Source organism: Bacillus sp. RCC_6_1, from assembly GCF_041360755.1.
Lineage (GTDB): Bacteria > Bacillota > Bacilli > Bacillales > Bacillaceae_G > Bacillus_A > Bacillus_A cereus.
This window is the reverse complement of sequence record NZ_JBFUPV010000017.1, coordinates 58727-75328: the sequence shown is the minus strand read 5'-3', so window position 1 is coordinate 75328 and position 16602 is coordinate 58727. Positions and strand designations below refer to the sequence as shown.

Here is a 16602-nt window from a genome sequence, read left to right as displayed (position 1 = left end):
TCCTCATTTCTATATCATTTTTATAAAGAAACTAATTGGTCTTCTACTGATTTTTGTGTATTAAGCCATTCTACCCATTCTACGTTGTAAATAGTTGATGTGTAAGCTTGTCCATTATCAGGACACAAGAAAACAACATTAGGTGTATTTTGAACATCCTTATTTTCAAAATACTTTTGGATTGCATAATATGAAGTTCCTGATGATCCACCAGCAAATATTGCATGTTTATTAAATAGCTCATAACAACCTGCAACAGTATGAACCTCCGGTACAATCATTACATCATCAATCAATGCTTTTTTAACCATACCAGGTATCATACTGGCACCAATTCCTGGTATGTACCGTTTACGAGGCTTATCACCAAAAATAATGGACCCTTGACTATCTACCGCAATAATTTTAATATTAGGGAATTTTTCTTTTAATCGTGTAGATACCCCAGCGATAGTTCCTCCAGTACTCACTCCAATGAAGGCATAATCTAACTGTTTAAAATCATTAGATATTTCTCCACCAATTCCTTGATAATGGGCTTCAAAGTTATCAGCATTATTATATTGATTTGTCCAGTATGCATTAGGAATAGTATTTAAAAGTTCTTCCACCTTATTTAAACGCGTTAATAAATAGCCACCTGTTTCATCTCGTTCATCCACTTTAGCTACTTGATAGGAAGTTGCTCTCAAAAAATTCTCATAACTATCATTAATATTTGGATCAATAACTGGTATGAATTTCAGGCCAATATACCTACAAAGAGTAGCAAGAGCAACCGCAAAGTTACCAGATGAAGATTCAATAATTGTAGAATTTTCAGTCACTTCACCGCGACTTATTGCTGATTTTAAAATATGGTGAGCAGCACGCACTTTAACACTATTCATTAAATTGTGATATTCTAGTTTTGCATACAGATTAATCTTTTCATGCTCTAATTTAATCATAGGTGTGTTGCCGATTACCCTTTCTAAACTCTCTAATTTCTTGAGCATAATTTGCTTCCTTTCTTGGTTAAAATCTAAAAAAATAATTAAAGATAAATAGTTGTAAATGTTCTTTCGAATGTATTTCAAATAGAACTTATACCTGAAAGACAATAAATGCTAGATTCTTTAGTAGCGATAAGCTAAGCACCATTCAAGTACTGCCATAGCACTATTTAGCTTGTTTTCGGCCTGGGTAAATACAATACTTTTCGGTCCATCAATAACTGTTGCTGCTACTTCTTCCCCCCGGTGTGCTGGGAGGTCATGCATGAAAGTAGCTTCCGGATATAAAGTCAAAATTCTCTCTGTCACTGCAAATGGATTAAATGCATCTTTCCATAAAGGATCTATTTTGCTTGTCCCTGTTGTTTGCCACCTTGTTGTATATACAACATCCACTTCACTAGGTAACATTTTTATATCATGACATTCAATAACTTTAGCACCAGATAATCGTGCATATTCTTTTGATTTTTCAAGCACACTTGGAGACACTCCATAACCAGCAGGTGTAAAAAGATATAACTCCGTACCTGGAAAACGAGATAAAGAAAGAGCTAGAGCTGCAGCACTGTTATTACCTTCTCCCATATATAAAACCCGTAATCCAGCTATTTCACCAAATTTTTGTTTCATTGTTGTTAAGTCTGTTAGCGCTTGTGTTGGATGTTCTTCCGTACTCATTGCATTAATGACTGCCATACGACTTTGAGATGCCAGCTTTTCCATTTCCTTTTGACTATCTGCAGTTCTTGCTACTAGTGCATCCAGCATTCGCGAAAGTACTTGAGTAGTGTCTTCTATAGACTCCCCTGTATTTTCTTGCAAATCATTTGGACCATACGTTACAATTTGTGCACCCATCTTTAATGCTGCAACAGAAAATGCCGATCGAGTTCTAGTCGATGTTTTACGGAAGTAAATCCCAATTATATTTCCCGCTAATATTTGATTAGGTTGCGATTTACCTGTGGCAAACTCTACCCCACGAGTTACAATTTGGTTAATATCACTATCAGTAAGATCCTCAAGAGTAATTAAATGTTTTCGAATAGCCATTATTATATTACCTCCCTTTTGAATAATTGCATGTAACAAAAATGTATTTACATATGTATGTAAATACAAACTACTAAACAGCTAAGGTAAAAATAATAGATTGCAAATATAATTCATGTGGATCCATTACCACACTTTTCTATATTTGTTTTTAAACTAATGTATAGCAGTTGATATATAGCCTATATGAACTCGAATACTATTTTTACTCAGAAATACTTACACATAATTCTATTGTTAGTCTATAATCCTATTTTTTATGATATAGCTCTGCTGAATATATTACACACTACAACGCTAAAAATATACTTAAAATACTGAATTTTCAGCTTTCTCAATTCTTTTATCAATTTTCTGTCAATTTATACTATAATTTTCTTTTTTACACATTCTATACATAAAAATATTTTCTATAAAGATTTCATGCTTTCTATTTTTTTAACATCTTTATTACTATAATTGGAGATTTTCCTCATCTTTAAAATAATGCAACCAAGAATAAAAGCAAAAAATGAAAATATCCCAAAGGTAATATTTATAGTATTTAATGATAAGCTCCAACTAATTAGAAAGGAAACTAGAGCTCCTCCCAAACTTGCTGATGCAATAAATAAACTAGTCACTTCATCAATATTATTTTCCATAATACGGGAAGCTAAAATAAGTGTTATCGGGAAAATGCCAGCTATGACTAAACCAATAATGAAGATTACAGATAAATACATACCTGTACTACGAACAAAGGGGAATAGAAATAAGAGAATTACTAATGTGAAGCAACTAGATGAAATATATATCCAATAATTAAACTTATGAACAAGCTTACCTATAAAAATCCTTCCGATAACTATTGCTAGCCAGAAACAAGATATACTTATTGAACTAATTAATTCATTATTATTAAGAATCATAATTGTAGATAAAAAATTTGCAAGATTGGTTTCTATACCTGCATATAAGAATGCAAAAAGTGATATAAATAATATAATTTTTACTTTTCCATTTTTAAAGCTAACAGTTAATGGGGATAGTGATACTTCCTTTTCATTCTTTCGTGGAGAAAGATTATTAAATTTAGCACTCCCAAACAAGTACCAAACTAATAGTGTGAAAATAAGAAATAGCAAGATTCCATATAAAATGAAATACCATGTATAAAATTTTATAAAATAATTGACTAATAAAGGAAACCCCAGTGCTCCAATCCCAAACCATACTTCAAGAATGCTGAATTTAGCAGCACTATTCTTTTCTGCTGAAATAACAAAGGAACCCATAGTAGTTTCTAACAAACCCGCTCCATAACCCAATCCAAATGCAATTACTGCTAAATATGCCCATTCTTTAACAAATATAAAACCTCCTAAAACTACTAACATTGCTAATATCCCAAATGTTAGAGTTTTAAAATAATAATACTTTTTTACTAAAACAGGCGAACTAAGAACACCAAATAAAAATCCAGTAAATTGAAAAAATATTAATATCCCTAGTTGATCAGGTGTTCTTTCATAATATTGTAGTAACGAAGGAATTAAACTGCCCATACAAACATGTATTACTCCTACAATAAAATAGAACAAGCACCCAAAATAAAATATTAACCGCACCTTTTATCAGCTCCAATTCAAAAGAAAAAGGGATTTATGTTACAAATTATAAATCCCTCTTTTTACAATAAAACTAAATAGTTGTTACAGATAATTCTTTGTTACGTTTGTTTTTATTGAAGAATAAATCTAATATAATTTGTGAACGTAATCCATCTTCAAATGTTGCAAGTAATTTTTTAGAACCCCCTGCTGCATTAACCCAGCTTATAATTTCCTTTCTAAAAGAATCCGCCCATTCAAAAATCTCGTTTTCCGGATCAACTAATAACGGTAAAGGCAAAAAAATTTCTTGTTTTTCCAACCCATCAAAAGTTATATATTTATTAGGTTCTCTAGAAGAATACTTGTATTCTTTCTTAGTACCTATTACCTCAATACTAAAGCCACAATCTTCAGGGAATGAACTTTTAGACGTTGTAATATTAACAAATACTTTATTGGTTAATTGACCATAAACCTCTGCATAATCATCTACAAATACTTTTTGTTTTTCTTTAACATTTGTTTTAATTTTAGTTCGAACAGTATCCTCTCTAAAATCACTTTCAAATAAAAACCAAAGTAAATCTATTAAATGAATGCCTAAATCCCCCAATGCCCCACTAGTTTTATTACTTTGAATGTCATCCCGCCAAGTAAACAGAGTTCTTTAAAAAGCGCTATTCTTTTTAAAATGTAGCCTTATAACTACTGCCTCTCCTAATTCCCCATTTTGAATTAAGCTCTTCAAAGCCTTAATATAGGACAAGTAACGATAGTTAACCCCCATTGCAGCAACTACATTAGTATCCTTTGCTATTTTCATCATATATTTTGCTTCTTCACAAGAAATTACCATCGGTTTTTCAACTAAAACATGTTTGTTTTTTAGTAACGCTTGAACAGCTTGAGGCTTATGACAAAAATTAGGGGAAGATATTATTATCCCATCAACAACTTCAAGTAACTCTTCATAACTATTAAAAACTTCCCCATCATAACCTTTTACTAACTCTCGAGCATTCTCGTAATTAACATCATATACTCCAACTAATTTACAATTATCAATTGTTGATAATGCCCTAGAATGAGCTTTTGCAATACTACCTGCACCTATATTTCCAATATTGATTATATGAACATCCCCTTTAATTAATAATGTGCTTTAGAGTATTTAAAATTCCAATTGAGTATTCACCTTGAGCTAGCATTGCGTGTGTATGTTTAGCCTCTTCCGTTGCATTTTCTACTAAGTAACCATGTCTTACAGCTTGTAACATCCTTAAATCATTTCCACTATCTCCAAAAGCAATTGCATTTGCTTTATCTAGTTTGTACTTATCTAACATAAATTTCACAATTTCATCTTTACCTGTTCCAAGTGGAATAAAATCTACATCATAGCAATTTTCTGGATCACCAGCTAATGGATTACATTTGTTAATATTTACCCCCACTTTGTATAACTTCCCGATTTCTTCTATCTGTTCTAAATTTTTTGAATCAATAGCTTCATTTTGCTCTTCATAATAAAAATTAAATTTGTACTTAGAACTTCCTAATTGTGTCTGAGGTCTTAAAAAAATTTCATATTTTGTTTCAAGTGATTCGATAATTCTTTTAATTTTCGCAGAATCAAACCCTCCCTCTACTATTCTCTCTTCCCAAACTTGATCATCCATAGTAGTCCCATTACTATCAAAGTACGTTATTTCCGTACCTAATCCACTCGCCACAAAATGAGGGAAATATTTAATACCACCTTTTTTCATTTTCTCAACAATTGATTCTAAACTACTTCCAGTTACCCAACCAATGACCAAATCTCCTTTACTTGCGTGTTCATACAAGTATTTTTCTAATAATTCCAAATTGTTCCTTCTAAAATTATCCATATTATGAGGATAATAAGTTTCATCAAAATCACAGAACACTATATATTTAGGATTTTTAACCTGTGGTAACCTTTCAAAAACTAAAGACTTTAAAACTTCATTACTTATTGACATTAATTAATCCCTCCAAAACAAAATTTTGTTCCTCTAACAACAAGTTTGGATGTAAAGGTAAATGTAATATTTCCTTATGAACTTGCTCTGTGTTTAATAAAGTATCCTGTATATAATTTTTCTTTACCAGCTTAGTATTATGTTTATGAGATAATACTGGATAATAAATATCTGTTTCAATGTTATACAACTGGTACAATTTATTTTTCACCTCATCTCTTCTTCCATTTATAATTCTAATCGGAAAAAGATGCCAAACATTATCTTCTGTCATCCTAGGTAGCTTTATTAATTCTCTATCCTCTAATTCTTTTAAATTGCGTATATATCGTTGAGCCAAAGATACTCTCTTTAAATTGTTATACGATAGGAACTTAATTCTCTCTAAATCAATAGCTGCTTGAAGGTTATCAATTTTAGAATTAAAGCTAAAATCTAATACTTTTTTATTTTTTTATCAACTTCAAATCCATGATAACTATATTGATTACAACGAATTGCAAGATTTTCATTATTAGTAACTATTGCACCCGCCTTACCACATACACCAAAGTTTTTATATGGATTAAAACTCAGAATAATAATATCTCCATATTCTCCAAGGTTTGAGGAACAAATAGCCTGACATGCATCTTCAATAATTCTCAACTGATAAACATCTGCAATTTCACGAATTCTTTTCATATCACATTGTTTACCATACAAATGAACAGGTAAAATCCATATTGTTTTTTGGGTTATTGCTTCTTCTATTTTAAGTGGATCAATACAATAACTCTTGTGATCAATATCTACAAATACAGGTTTTGCTCCAATTGCTAACACTGCATTTTCAGTAGCAGCAAAACTATTAGCTGGCATAATCACTTCATCGCCTGGCTGAATACCAATAGATAACAAAGACACCATAAGTGCGTCTGTTCCACTACTTGTTGCAATTACAAACTTCTTGTTTAAATAGTCCCCAATTACTTCTTCTAATTTTTTAGAAAATGGTCCACTTGTGAATTGACCTGTCGGTAAAACCTCTTTTAAAGTTCCTATTATTCCGTCAATTTCACTTTGAGAAATCAGCCGATTAACTGGCATAAATTATATTTTCTGTATATTTTTTCTGCTATAATTGAAAATATCTTTTTCTATATCAATATCTATTTTCAATTTATTTTCTCTAAATAATTTCTCTTTCATTTTGTGATTCGGTAATACATTACTAATTTCAAATTCTTTCTCTTTCGTTTCTCCCTGCAGGCACTTTAATAAAGCTAAATTGTCTTTGCTATGGCCAGAAATTGTAGTAAGAGTTTTCACGTTAAATCACCTCTAAGAAATTATTTTGAAAATCATGAGTAGACTATATTTTATGTTATCGATTACATGTCAACATTTTTTTCGGAGGGATTCTTTATGGTAACAATTAATGAAATAGCTAAATTATGCAATGTTTCAAATGCTACTGTTTCAAGAGTTTTAAATAATCATCCTTATGTAAATCCAGAAAAACGCGAGAAAATAATACAAATAATGAAAGAATTAAACTATACTCCTAGTTCTATCGCTAGAAATCTTAGGGTGAATAAGACACAAACCATCGCTCTATCGATTCCAAATATAGATCATCCTTTTTTCGGAAAATTAGCTAGAGAAATTTCTAAAGAACTTCTAAAACACAATTACAAATCACTGATTTATCAGACTTTTTATGAAAAAAAAATAGAGCTTGAATTACTTTCATTACTAAAGAATAAAGCGGTAGATGGTGTAATTCTCGCATCCTTAGAAAATGATTGGGAAAATATAGAGCATTATTTAGCATATGGCCCAATATTACTTTGTAATGAATATGAGGAAAATGCACCTATTCCGATAATTTGCTATGATGAATTTGAAGCCGGATACAAAGCTGTAAAACATTTAATAAGTAAAGGACACAAAAAGATTGGCTTTTGTTTTGATTCCCTTAATAGTCAAGCACAATTAAAACGCAAACAAGGATATCTGCATGCATTAAAAGAACAACAATTATCTTACAAAAAAAGTTGGTTATTTGGAGATGCAATTACTATTAAAGATGGAATTCGAATCTTTGAGAGGTTAGATAAATTAAAAAATAGACCCACTGCGCTCTTTACTGGAAATGATCAAGTTGCTGCTGGAGTAATTAAAGGTGCTTCTTTAAAAGGATATACTATCCCTACTGACCTTGCCGTTTGCGGTTATGATAATCAATTAATTTGCACAGTTACAACTCCAACAATTAGTACAATTGATATTCCAATCGTTGAGCTAAGTAAACGAACTGTTAGTGAGATACTACTATATATAAATGAAGAGGAATCTATTAAGCGTAAAATTATCGAATATCCAGCAACCTTAATTATTCGTGAATCCACATAAACAAATGAAAAGCGTCATTTTAAAATTGAAATGACGCTTTTCTATAATACCTCAAAATTCCCACAAACATTTTATATAATTTTCTGATTTTATTTTCTAAAAAGTTCATTTAACTATAGGAACATAAGCCATTTTAAACTAAGTAGAAGTCTTTATTTTCGATAAAATAATAACATAAATCAACAAAATCAATTTCAATTATTGATTCTGAAAAACTATCTAAAGAAGCACAACAAGAAAGCTTATAATCTTTACCAATAGTAAACTTTTTATAGTAAACCTCATTAGATAGCATGTCACCATAAAATATTGTATTTTTATTAATAACAAAAGAGTTTAAAGGTATAGTTAGTCCTTTCCCTATCCATTTAACAAAGCTTTCTTTTATAGTCCATAATTCATAAAACACATCTAATTGTCGTTCTACATTTAATGAATTTAAATAATTAAATTCTTCCTCAGTAAATATATTTTTAATCATTGTAGTATCTAAGGGCCGTACTTTTTCTACATCTATTCCTACTTCTTCCTCATGAATAACTCCAACAACCCAACTTTCGGAATGTGATATGTTAAAATGAAAATTATTTAACTCATCAACATAAGGCTTTCCGTATTCATTGTATTTATATTTAATATCTTTATTTTCTTTTGAGAAATTTGTAGTAATTAAATATCTTATTAAAATATCTCCAATTAAGGCGCTATATTGATCGGGCTTTCTTTTATATTTCTGTATTTTCATCTGCTTTTCTTTCGAGACCAGACGTATAAGCTTCTTCATAATATCATGTTCTATATTTACTGGCACACGTACCTTATATATATTCATTATATCCTTCCCACCTAATCCCTTATATAGATACAAAAAAACTCACAATAAATAATTCCCATTCATTTTCTAACCTCTTTATGTCTATTATTGAAGGGGCTCAAAGAAAAAAGTCTCATAATATGTTATACACGAATTTATGAGACTTTTAGAAAACTAATAGTGTACAATTTCAAATAATATTTTACTTATTTACATGTGCTAATAAGAGCATTTGTTTAAAACTCTTTTTTATACTCTTTACCAATTCATGAATATGCGGTTTCTCTAACATACTCAGATGGGAACCTGGCACTTGCAAAGCGTATACTTCCCCTGATGTATATTCATTCCATCTGTTATAATCTACTAGTGGGTGAATGTCATTAATAGATGCATTAAATAGAAAGATATCTGCTTTTATTTTTTGTTTACAATTATATTTTAGGTATGCATATCTATTAGCTATCATTACTTTTAACTTATTCATCATTGGATCTTCAAAATTTTGCTGACAAATTTTTTCATTCAATTCAAATTTTTTCAGTAAAGATTCTATTAATTGTTCTTCACTCATTTGTTCAAAACTAATTTTCTCAATCCCTAACTGATCATTAAATTTTTCCAATTCTTCAAATGCATTCTTAATATTTAAACTAAGAATCTCCTTACCTTGTTCAATAGGATGAACATCAAGTAAACCTAGAAAACTAACTTTATCACCTAGTTCTTCTAATTTTCTGGCCATTTCAAATGCAACTATTCCTCCAAAAGACCATCCTAATAAGGTGTATGGCCCTTCTTTTTTTACTTGTTTAATCTCTTCTATATATCTTACCGCCATTTCCTCTACAGATAAGTTTGGAAATCTATTATCATCATATCCTATAGATTGTAACCCATATACAGTCTTATCCTCTCCTAATTCTCTAGCCAAATCATAATAGTTTAATATACCCCCTCCTTGTCCATGAACAATGAACCATTGACTATCCTTGTTTGTCCCATTTTGAATTGGAATTAAACACTCACTGTCTATTCCTTTATTCCTACTTATTACATCACTTAATTGTTCAATAGTAGCCTTTTGAAATAATAAACTTAATGGCAGTTGCACATTAAACATTCTCTTAATATTTTCGAATAACTTTAATCCCTTAAGAGAATGACCACCTAATTCAAAGAAATTATCATTTATACCAATACTATTTACGCCTAATATACTACTCCAAATATCAATTAAACTACTATCTATTTCATTTCTTGGTGGTACATAATTACTATTGCCCAGTGTATTTAGCTTCGGTAACTTACTTCTATCTATTTTCCCATTTTGTGTTAATGGTATATTGTGAATTGGTATGAGTTGTTGAGGCATCATGTAATGTGGTAACTTTGTTGCCAAATATGCTCTTACCTCTGGAATAGGAATATCTTTTTCTGTAACTACGTATGCACATAAATACTTTTCCCCAGCTTCATCTTCTTGATCTATTACTACGGCCGTTTTGATTGTCTCATATTTTAACAAACTCGCTTCTATCTCACCTAGTTCTATTCGATATCCCCTTATTTTTACTTGATGATCGACTCGGCCCAAGTATTCAATGTTACCATCAGGTAGCCACCTTGCTATATCCCCTGTTTTATATAGTTTCTCACCTCGTTCAAATGGATGATCAATAAATTTATCTGCTGTTAATTCTTTTCGATTGATGTATCCTCTAGCTAACCCTATGCCAGAGATACATATTTCACCTGGAACACCTATAGGTTGTATCCTATGAAATGAATCCAATATATAAATTTTAGTATTTAACAATGGCGAACCTATCGGTACGTTTTGTGTTGTAATTTCTTTATTACTCTCATATCGATAAGATGTACAACAAACTGTAGCCTCTGTAGGTCCGTATCCATTTAATATTTGGAGGTTCCCCCTAAATAGATGATCGTATTTTGCGAGTAATTCTGTTTTAATGGGTTCTACTCCCACAAGTAGCTTATTTAACACTATCTTCTGGTTATCTCTAACAAAATAATCATATATTTCATTTAATAAAGTAGGTGGAATATATGATAATGTAACCTGTTCCTCAAGAATGACTTGTACAAGTTTTGATACATCAAACTTCTCACCTTGATAAATAGTCATTCTTGCGCCATATATCAATGGGACAAATATCTCAAAAATAGTAACATCAAAAGAAATACTACTTGAGAATAGAACGTTATCAGTTATCCCTATATCTTGAGAGAAATCTTCATACATTGCACACAAAAAGTTAGTCAAGGATCGATGTTCAATCATTACTCCTTTAGGTTGTCCTGTAGAACCTGATGTATAAATAACATACGCTAAGTTGTGAGGTTCTATCATCATGTGCATGTCTTCTCCTGGTTCTTCTTCAAAAGACATATCCATTAGATCTATTACATTACCTTGGAATTCTATCCCCTTTATAATAGAGTTTTGATGTACTAATACATGTGAACACCCACTGTCTGTCAGCATATATTCCACTCTTTGTTTTGGTAAGTCGGTATCAATTGGTAAATACGCCCCACCTGCTTTTAAGACACCTAATATGCCTACAATCATCTCAATAGAGCGTTCCATCATCACACCAACAATGGATTCTCTTTTAACTCCTTGGTCTAATAACCTTCTCGCCAACTGATTAGCTTTTATATTTAATTCATTATATGTAATTCCTTTTTCATTACATACAACGGCTATTTGATTAGGGTTCCGTTTTACTTGTTCTTCAAACATTTTATGCACTAATAAATGATTAGAATTTGAATTCTCTTTTTTGTTAAATTCATTCATAATACAATGTTCTTCTTCTATAGATAACATATTAATATTACGCAATCGTACTCTAGGGTTATTAGTTACTTCCTCAACTATATTTGTAAAATGTACTATTAACCTTTCTATTGTCTCCGCTTTAAATAACTTAGTACTATATTCTACTTTTAAATGAATGTTATTATCTATTTCCGTTGCTACTAATGACAAATCAAATTTTGAAACTGACTGCTTAAACGGATACGGTGTAAATTCTAATTCACCAATAGATATTGGATTCATATCCATGTTTTGAAAAACAAACATGGTATCAAATAATGGATTTCTACTTGTATCCCTATGCAAGTCTAAACCTTCTAATAGTTCTTCAAAAGGATAGTCTTGATTTTCATAAGCTTCTAATGTATTGAGTTTTAATCTACTCAAAAACTCAATAAACTCATCGTCATTTTCTAGATAATTTCTCATTGCCAAAGTATTAATAAACATACCAATCATATGATTAGTATCAGAATGAGACCTTCCAGCAATAGGCGAACCTACAATAATGTCTTCTTGACCTGTGTATCTAGATAAAAGTATGTTATAAATGGCCAATAAAATCATATATGGCGTGGTACCAGTTTCAGTTGCTAGCTTATTTACTTTAAAAGTTAAATCTGTTCCCAAATTAAAAGAACAAACATTACCTTTAAAGCTTTGTATAGTCGGTCTTTGAAAATCGGTTGGAAAATTTAAAACCGGGAGTTCTCCTTTTAAAGTTGTTAACCAATAATTCTTTTGTTCACTAATTAGATTCTTATAGTAAGGTCCATTTTGCCACATCACATAGTCTTTGTACTGCACTCTCAATTTTGGAAGCTCATTTCCTTTATACAATTCTACAAACTCTTTTATTAATATCCCCATTGATAAACCATCAGATATTATATGATGCATATCTACTACAAGGATATGTCTTTCTTCTGCTATCCTTAAAAGCAACACCCTTAATAATGGAGGTTTTGATAAATCAAATGGACTTATAAACTCATGTATTAAATAATCCGCATCTTTTTCATTTACATGAACGTATTCAATATTGAAATCTACATTAGGCTCAATTTTCTGCACTAATTCCCCATCTAAAATTTGAAAAGAAGTTCTTAATATTTCATGTCTCTCAATTAAAGATTGAAATATATTTTCAAACTTATCTTTACAAATATCCCCTTCTACTTTAAGTATTGTGGGCATATTATAAGTTGTATTTGTACCATCTTCGAATTGATCTACTATAAATATTCTCTTTTGTGACGTAGAAGCTAAATAATACTCTTGTTGTTTTACAGGTTCTATGGAAATATAATTACTTTTTTCCATTTCTAATATACATTTTGAAAAATCAACCAAAACAGGAAACTTAAATAGGGATTTAATAGATAATTGCACATTAAATTCTTTATTAACGATAGAAATTAACTTAGCAGCCTTTAATGAATGACCACCTATCTCAAAAAAATTATCCCGTATTCCTACCCTTTGTATTCCTAATACATCTTTCCAAATCTCAACTAATTTTCTTTCTGTAGAATTTGTCGGCTCTAGATGACTAGATTTCAAATTATTTATAGGTTGAGGTAATTTTTTTCTATCTATTTTTCCGTTTTGTGTTAACGGTATGTTTTGAATGGATATGATTTGTTGAGGTATCATATAATATGGTAACTTGGTTGCTAAATATGCTCTTACCTCTGAAATAGGAATATCTTTTTCTGTAACTACATACGCACATAAATACTTTTCTCCACTTTCATCTTCTCGCTGTATTACTACGGCGGTTTTGATTGTCCCATATTTTAACAAACTTGCTTCTATCTCACCTAGTTCTATTCGATATCCCCTTATTTTCACTTGATGATCAACCCGTCCCAAGTATTCTATGTTACCATCAGGTAACCATCTCGCTATATCTCCTGTTTTATATAATTTCTCACCATGTTCAAATGGATGATCAATAAATTTATCTGCTGTTAATTCTTTTCGATTGATGTATCCCCTAGCTAACCCTATGCCAGAAATACATATTTCTCCTGGAACACCTATAGGTTGTAGCCTGTGAAATGAATCCAATATATAAATTTTAGTATTTAACAATGGCGAACCTATTGGTACGTTTTGTGTTGTAATTTCTTTATCCCTCTCATATTGATAAGATGTACAACAGACTGTAGCCTCTGTAGGTCCGTATAAATTTAATATTTGGAGGTTCCCCCTAAATAGATGATCGTATTTTGCGAGTAATTCTGTTTTAATTGGTTCTACTCCCACGAAAAGTTTATTTAACGATATCTTCTGATTCGCCCTTACAAAATAATCATATATTTCATTTAATAAGGTAGGTGGAATATATGCTAACGTGACCTGTTCCTCAAGAATGACTTGTACAAGTTTTGGTACATCAAACTTCTCACCTTGATAAATAGTCATTCTTGCTCCATATACTAATGGGACAAATATTTCAAATATAGTAACATCAAAAGAAATACTACTTGAGAATAGTACATTATCAGTTATCCCTATATCTTGAGAGAAGTCCTCATACATTGCACACAAAAAATTAGTTAAGGAACGATGTTCAATCATTACCCCTTTGGGCTGGCCTGTAGAACCTGATGTATAAATAACATATGCCAAATTTTGAGGTTCCATCGTTATCTGCAAATCTTCTACTTGTTCTTCTTCAAAAGGAATATCCATTAGATTTATTACACTACCTTGAAATGCTACTCCCTTTATAATAGAGTTTTGATATGTTAGTACATGTGAACACCCGCTGTCTGTCAGCATATATTCCACTCTTTGTTTTGGTAACTCGGTATCAATCGGTAAATACGCCCCACCCGCTTTTAAGATACCTAATATGCCTACAATCATCTCAATAGAGCGTTCCATCATCACACCAACAATGGATTCTCTTTTAACTCCCTGGTCTAATAACCTTCTCGCCAACTGATTAGCTTTTATATTTAATTGTTTATATGTAATTTCTTTTCCATTACATACAATCGCTATTCGATTAGGATTCTGTTTTACCTGCTCTTCAAATAATTGAGGAGCTGTTACAGTCTCACAAAGTAATGTTTTATGAACTCTAGTCGTATGATTGAAATCAAATAATATTTGATTCTTTTCTGTTTTAGGCATTACATCTAGATCCATTACAGATTTATTTGGATCTTTCATTAATATATCTAAAATATTATATAAATGATTAATTATTCTACTAACTAATCCTTCACTATATAAAGTAGAATTGTAATCCACTTGAACCTTTAACTGTTCTTCATTTTTCATAAACCTAATAACCATATCAGAGTTTATTTTATCTGTACTCTCATAACAATGAATATCATCTAACATTACTATTGTATTTAATAACGGAAGATTATTACTCTCTCCATCTAGACTTAATAATTGAGTAAGTTTATTAAAAGGAAAATGACAATGTTCATTTGACTCTAAAATTGTTTCTTTAATTTTATATATTATTTCTTTAAAATTATCTTCTTGATTTATTTGAGTACGTAATAATAAAAAGTTGTTTTGAAAAACCGTCTCTTCTTGACCTTGTTTAAAAACTGGCATTCCAATTACTACATCATCCTTATCGGTATATCTACTTAAGAGATATTTCACACCTGATAATAAAATAGTGTACAGTAACATATCAGAATTATTGCTAATTGCTACAGCTCTCTTCGCAATATCCGATGGGAATTGACAATAATAACTTTCTTTAGAAGCCTGAATATTATTTAAAGACAGACAATCACAAGGAAATCTACTTAACTCAACATCACCTGATAACTTGTCTAACCAATATTCTTTTTCTTTTTTAAATTTTTCACTAGATAATAAAACCTGCTGGGTAAATTTATCAAGCATTTTTTCTTCCCACCATTCTCTATGATATTGATACTAAATACTACATATTTAGTGGTTATGTTCCCCATAGACCTATCCGTTTTATCATGAGGGGGCACAATCATACTCGTAATTGGGAGTTTTCTTCCTCAGTAATAAAACTCCCAATGACGACCAATTAGATTGCTACTTTAACGATAGAAGTTTCACATAAAGCATAGAAATGCACTTTTCTCTTACTCAGATACATCTCTTAATTTTTTTACTTCACAGATTTTACCCTATCTAGTATTTTCATAATTAACTCGCCCACGATGTCAGCTTGATGTAGTAAAAACATATGACCACCATTAACTGTTAGAAAATGAACCTCATTGCCCCATTCTACCCACTTCTTAGCCCCTTTTACTGTATAATTAGAGTCTGTTGTTCCACTAATAATATATAGGGGCGCTTTCAACAATGTTGTGTCATCATTTATATAATTCTCAATGGCACGAAAGTCTGATCGAATAACTGGAAGGATATAGTTTAAAAGCTCCTGATGTTGTAATACTTCATCTGGTAATCCTCCCAAAGACTTTATATAATCTATAAAGTCTTTATCATCTAAATGATTTGTTTTTCTTCTTATTTCCGGTGGATTCATAGCAGAGATAATAACATTTTTAGGATTTATGCCCTTACTTTCTAAAATTTGAGCCATACGGTGAACTATAATTCCTCCCATGCTATGGCCAAATAATGTAACCTCTCCCTCTAAAATTGGTTGCATCTCCATTAAATATAAATTAACAAGATCATCTATGGTATCAACTAGTGGAGAAAGATTAGGACCATGGCCTGGAGGATCAAATGAAATAAGTTTTATATCTTTCGGTAAATAATTCTTTAAAGGTAAAAAAGAATTCGAATAGCCCCCAGCATAAGGAACACAAACCAAATATTTGTTACTATTCAATCCTGGCGATAAATCTTTCATTAATTTTCTCAAGTGACTTCTCCTTTATTAAATAAAATT

The 16602-nt window shown here is 30.8% G+C and carries 8 protein-coding genes and 2 pseudogenes; 1 reads left to right on the top strand and 9 read right to left on the bottom strand.

The window, feature by feature from the left end; translation table 11 throughout:
- Positions 1–20 precede the first annotated feature (20 nt).
- From sbnA to AB6801_RS27650, 6 genes and pseudogenes are all read right to left on the bottom strand, one after another.
- Positions 21–998: a 2,3-diaminopropionate biosynthesis protein SbnA gene (gene sbnA, locus AB6801_RS27675; RefSeq protein WP_000914210.1), complete on the bottom strand. Its 978-nt coding sequence runs from the start codon at positions 996–998 to the stop codon at positions 21–23.
- A 120-nt stretch (positions 999–1118) separates the two neighbouring features.
- Positions 1119–2051, bottom strand: a complete 933-nt coding sequence (locus tag AB6801_RS27670; protein WP_001007708.1) for an ornithine carbamoyltransferase — start codon at positions 2049–2051, stop codon at positions 1119–1121.
- Between the two features lie 410 nt (positions 2052–2461).
- Positions 2462–3661, bottom strand: coding sequence for an MFS transporter (locus AB6801_RS27665; protein ID WP_002061997.1), 1200 nt, complete (start codon positions 3659–3661; stop codon positions 2462–2464).
- Positions 3662–3734: 73 nt separating this feature from the next.
- Positions 3735–4775: pseudogene (locus AB6801_RS27660) on the bottom strand (Gfo/Idh/MocA family protein).
- 16 nt (positions 4776–4791) lie between these two features.
- Complete coding sequence (locus tag AB6801_RS27655) at positions 4792–5652, bottom strand: HAD-IIB family hydrolase (RefSeq protein WP_000028130.1); 861 nt, start codon at positions 5650–5652, stop codon at positions 4792–4794.
- Positions 5639–6963, bottom strand: a pseudogene (locus AB6801_RS27650) (DegT/DnrJ/EryC1/StrS aminotransferase family protein). Before AB6801_RS27650 ends, AB6801_RS27655 begins: the two are co-directional and overlap by 14 nt.
- Before the next feature lie 96 nt (positions 6964–7059).
- Here AB6801_RS27650 and AB6801_RS27645 point away from each other — a divergent pair.
- Entirely contained in the window at positions 7060–8049 is a 990-nt protein-coding gene (locus tag AB6801_RS27645; protein WP_000256368.1) for a LacI family DNA-binding transcriptional regulator, read from the top strand.
- 133 nt (positions 8050–8182) lie between these two features.
- Here the strand turns inward: AB6801_RS27645 and AB6801_RS27640 are convergent, their stop codons facing one another.
- From AB6801_RS27640 to AB6801_RS27630, 3 genes are all read right to left on the bottom strand, one after another.
- Positions 8183–8881, bottom strand: a complete 699-nt coding sequence (locus AB6801_RS27640; RefSeq protein WP_370941258.1) for a 4'-phosphopantetheinyl transferase family protein — start codon at positions 8879–8881, stop codon at positions 8183–8185.
- 184 nt (positions 8882–9065) lie between these two features.
- Positions 9066–15602, bottom strand: a complete 6537-nt coding sequence (locus AB6801_RS27635) for an amino acid adenylation domain-containing protein (RefSeq protein ID WP_370941257.1) — start codon at positions 15600–15602, stop codon at positions 9066–9068.
- A 241-nt stretch (positions 15603–15843) separates the two neighbouring features.
- On the bottom strand, positions 15844–16575 hold the full coding sequence (locus AB6801_RS27630; protein ID WP_370941256.1) for a thioesterase II family protein: 732 nt from the start codon (positions 16573–16575) through the stop codon (positions 15844–15846).
- Positions 16576–16602: the final 27 nt, after the last annotated feature.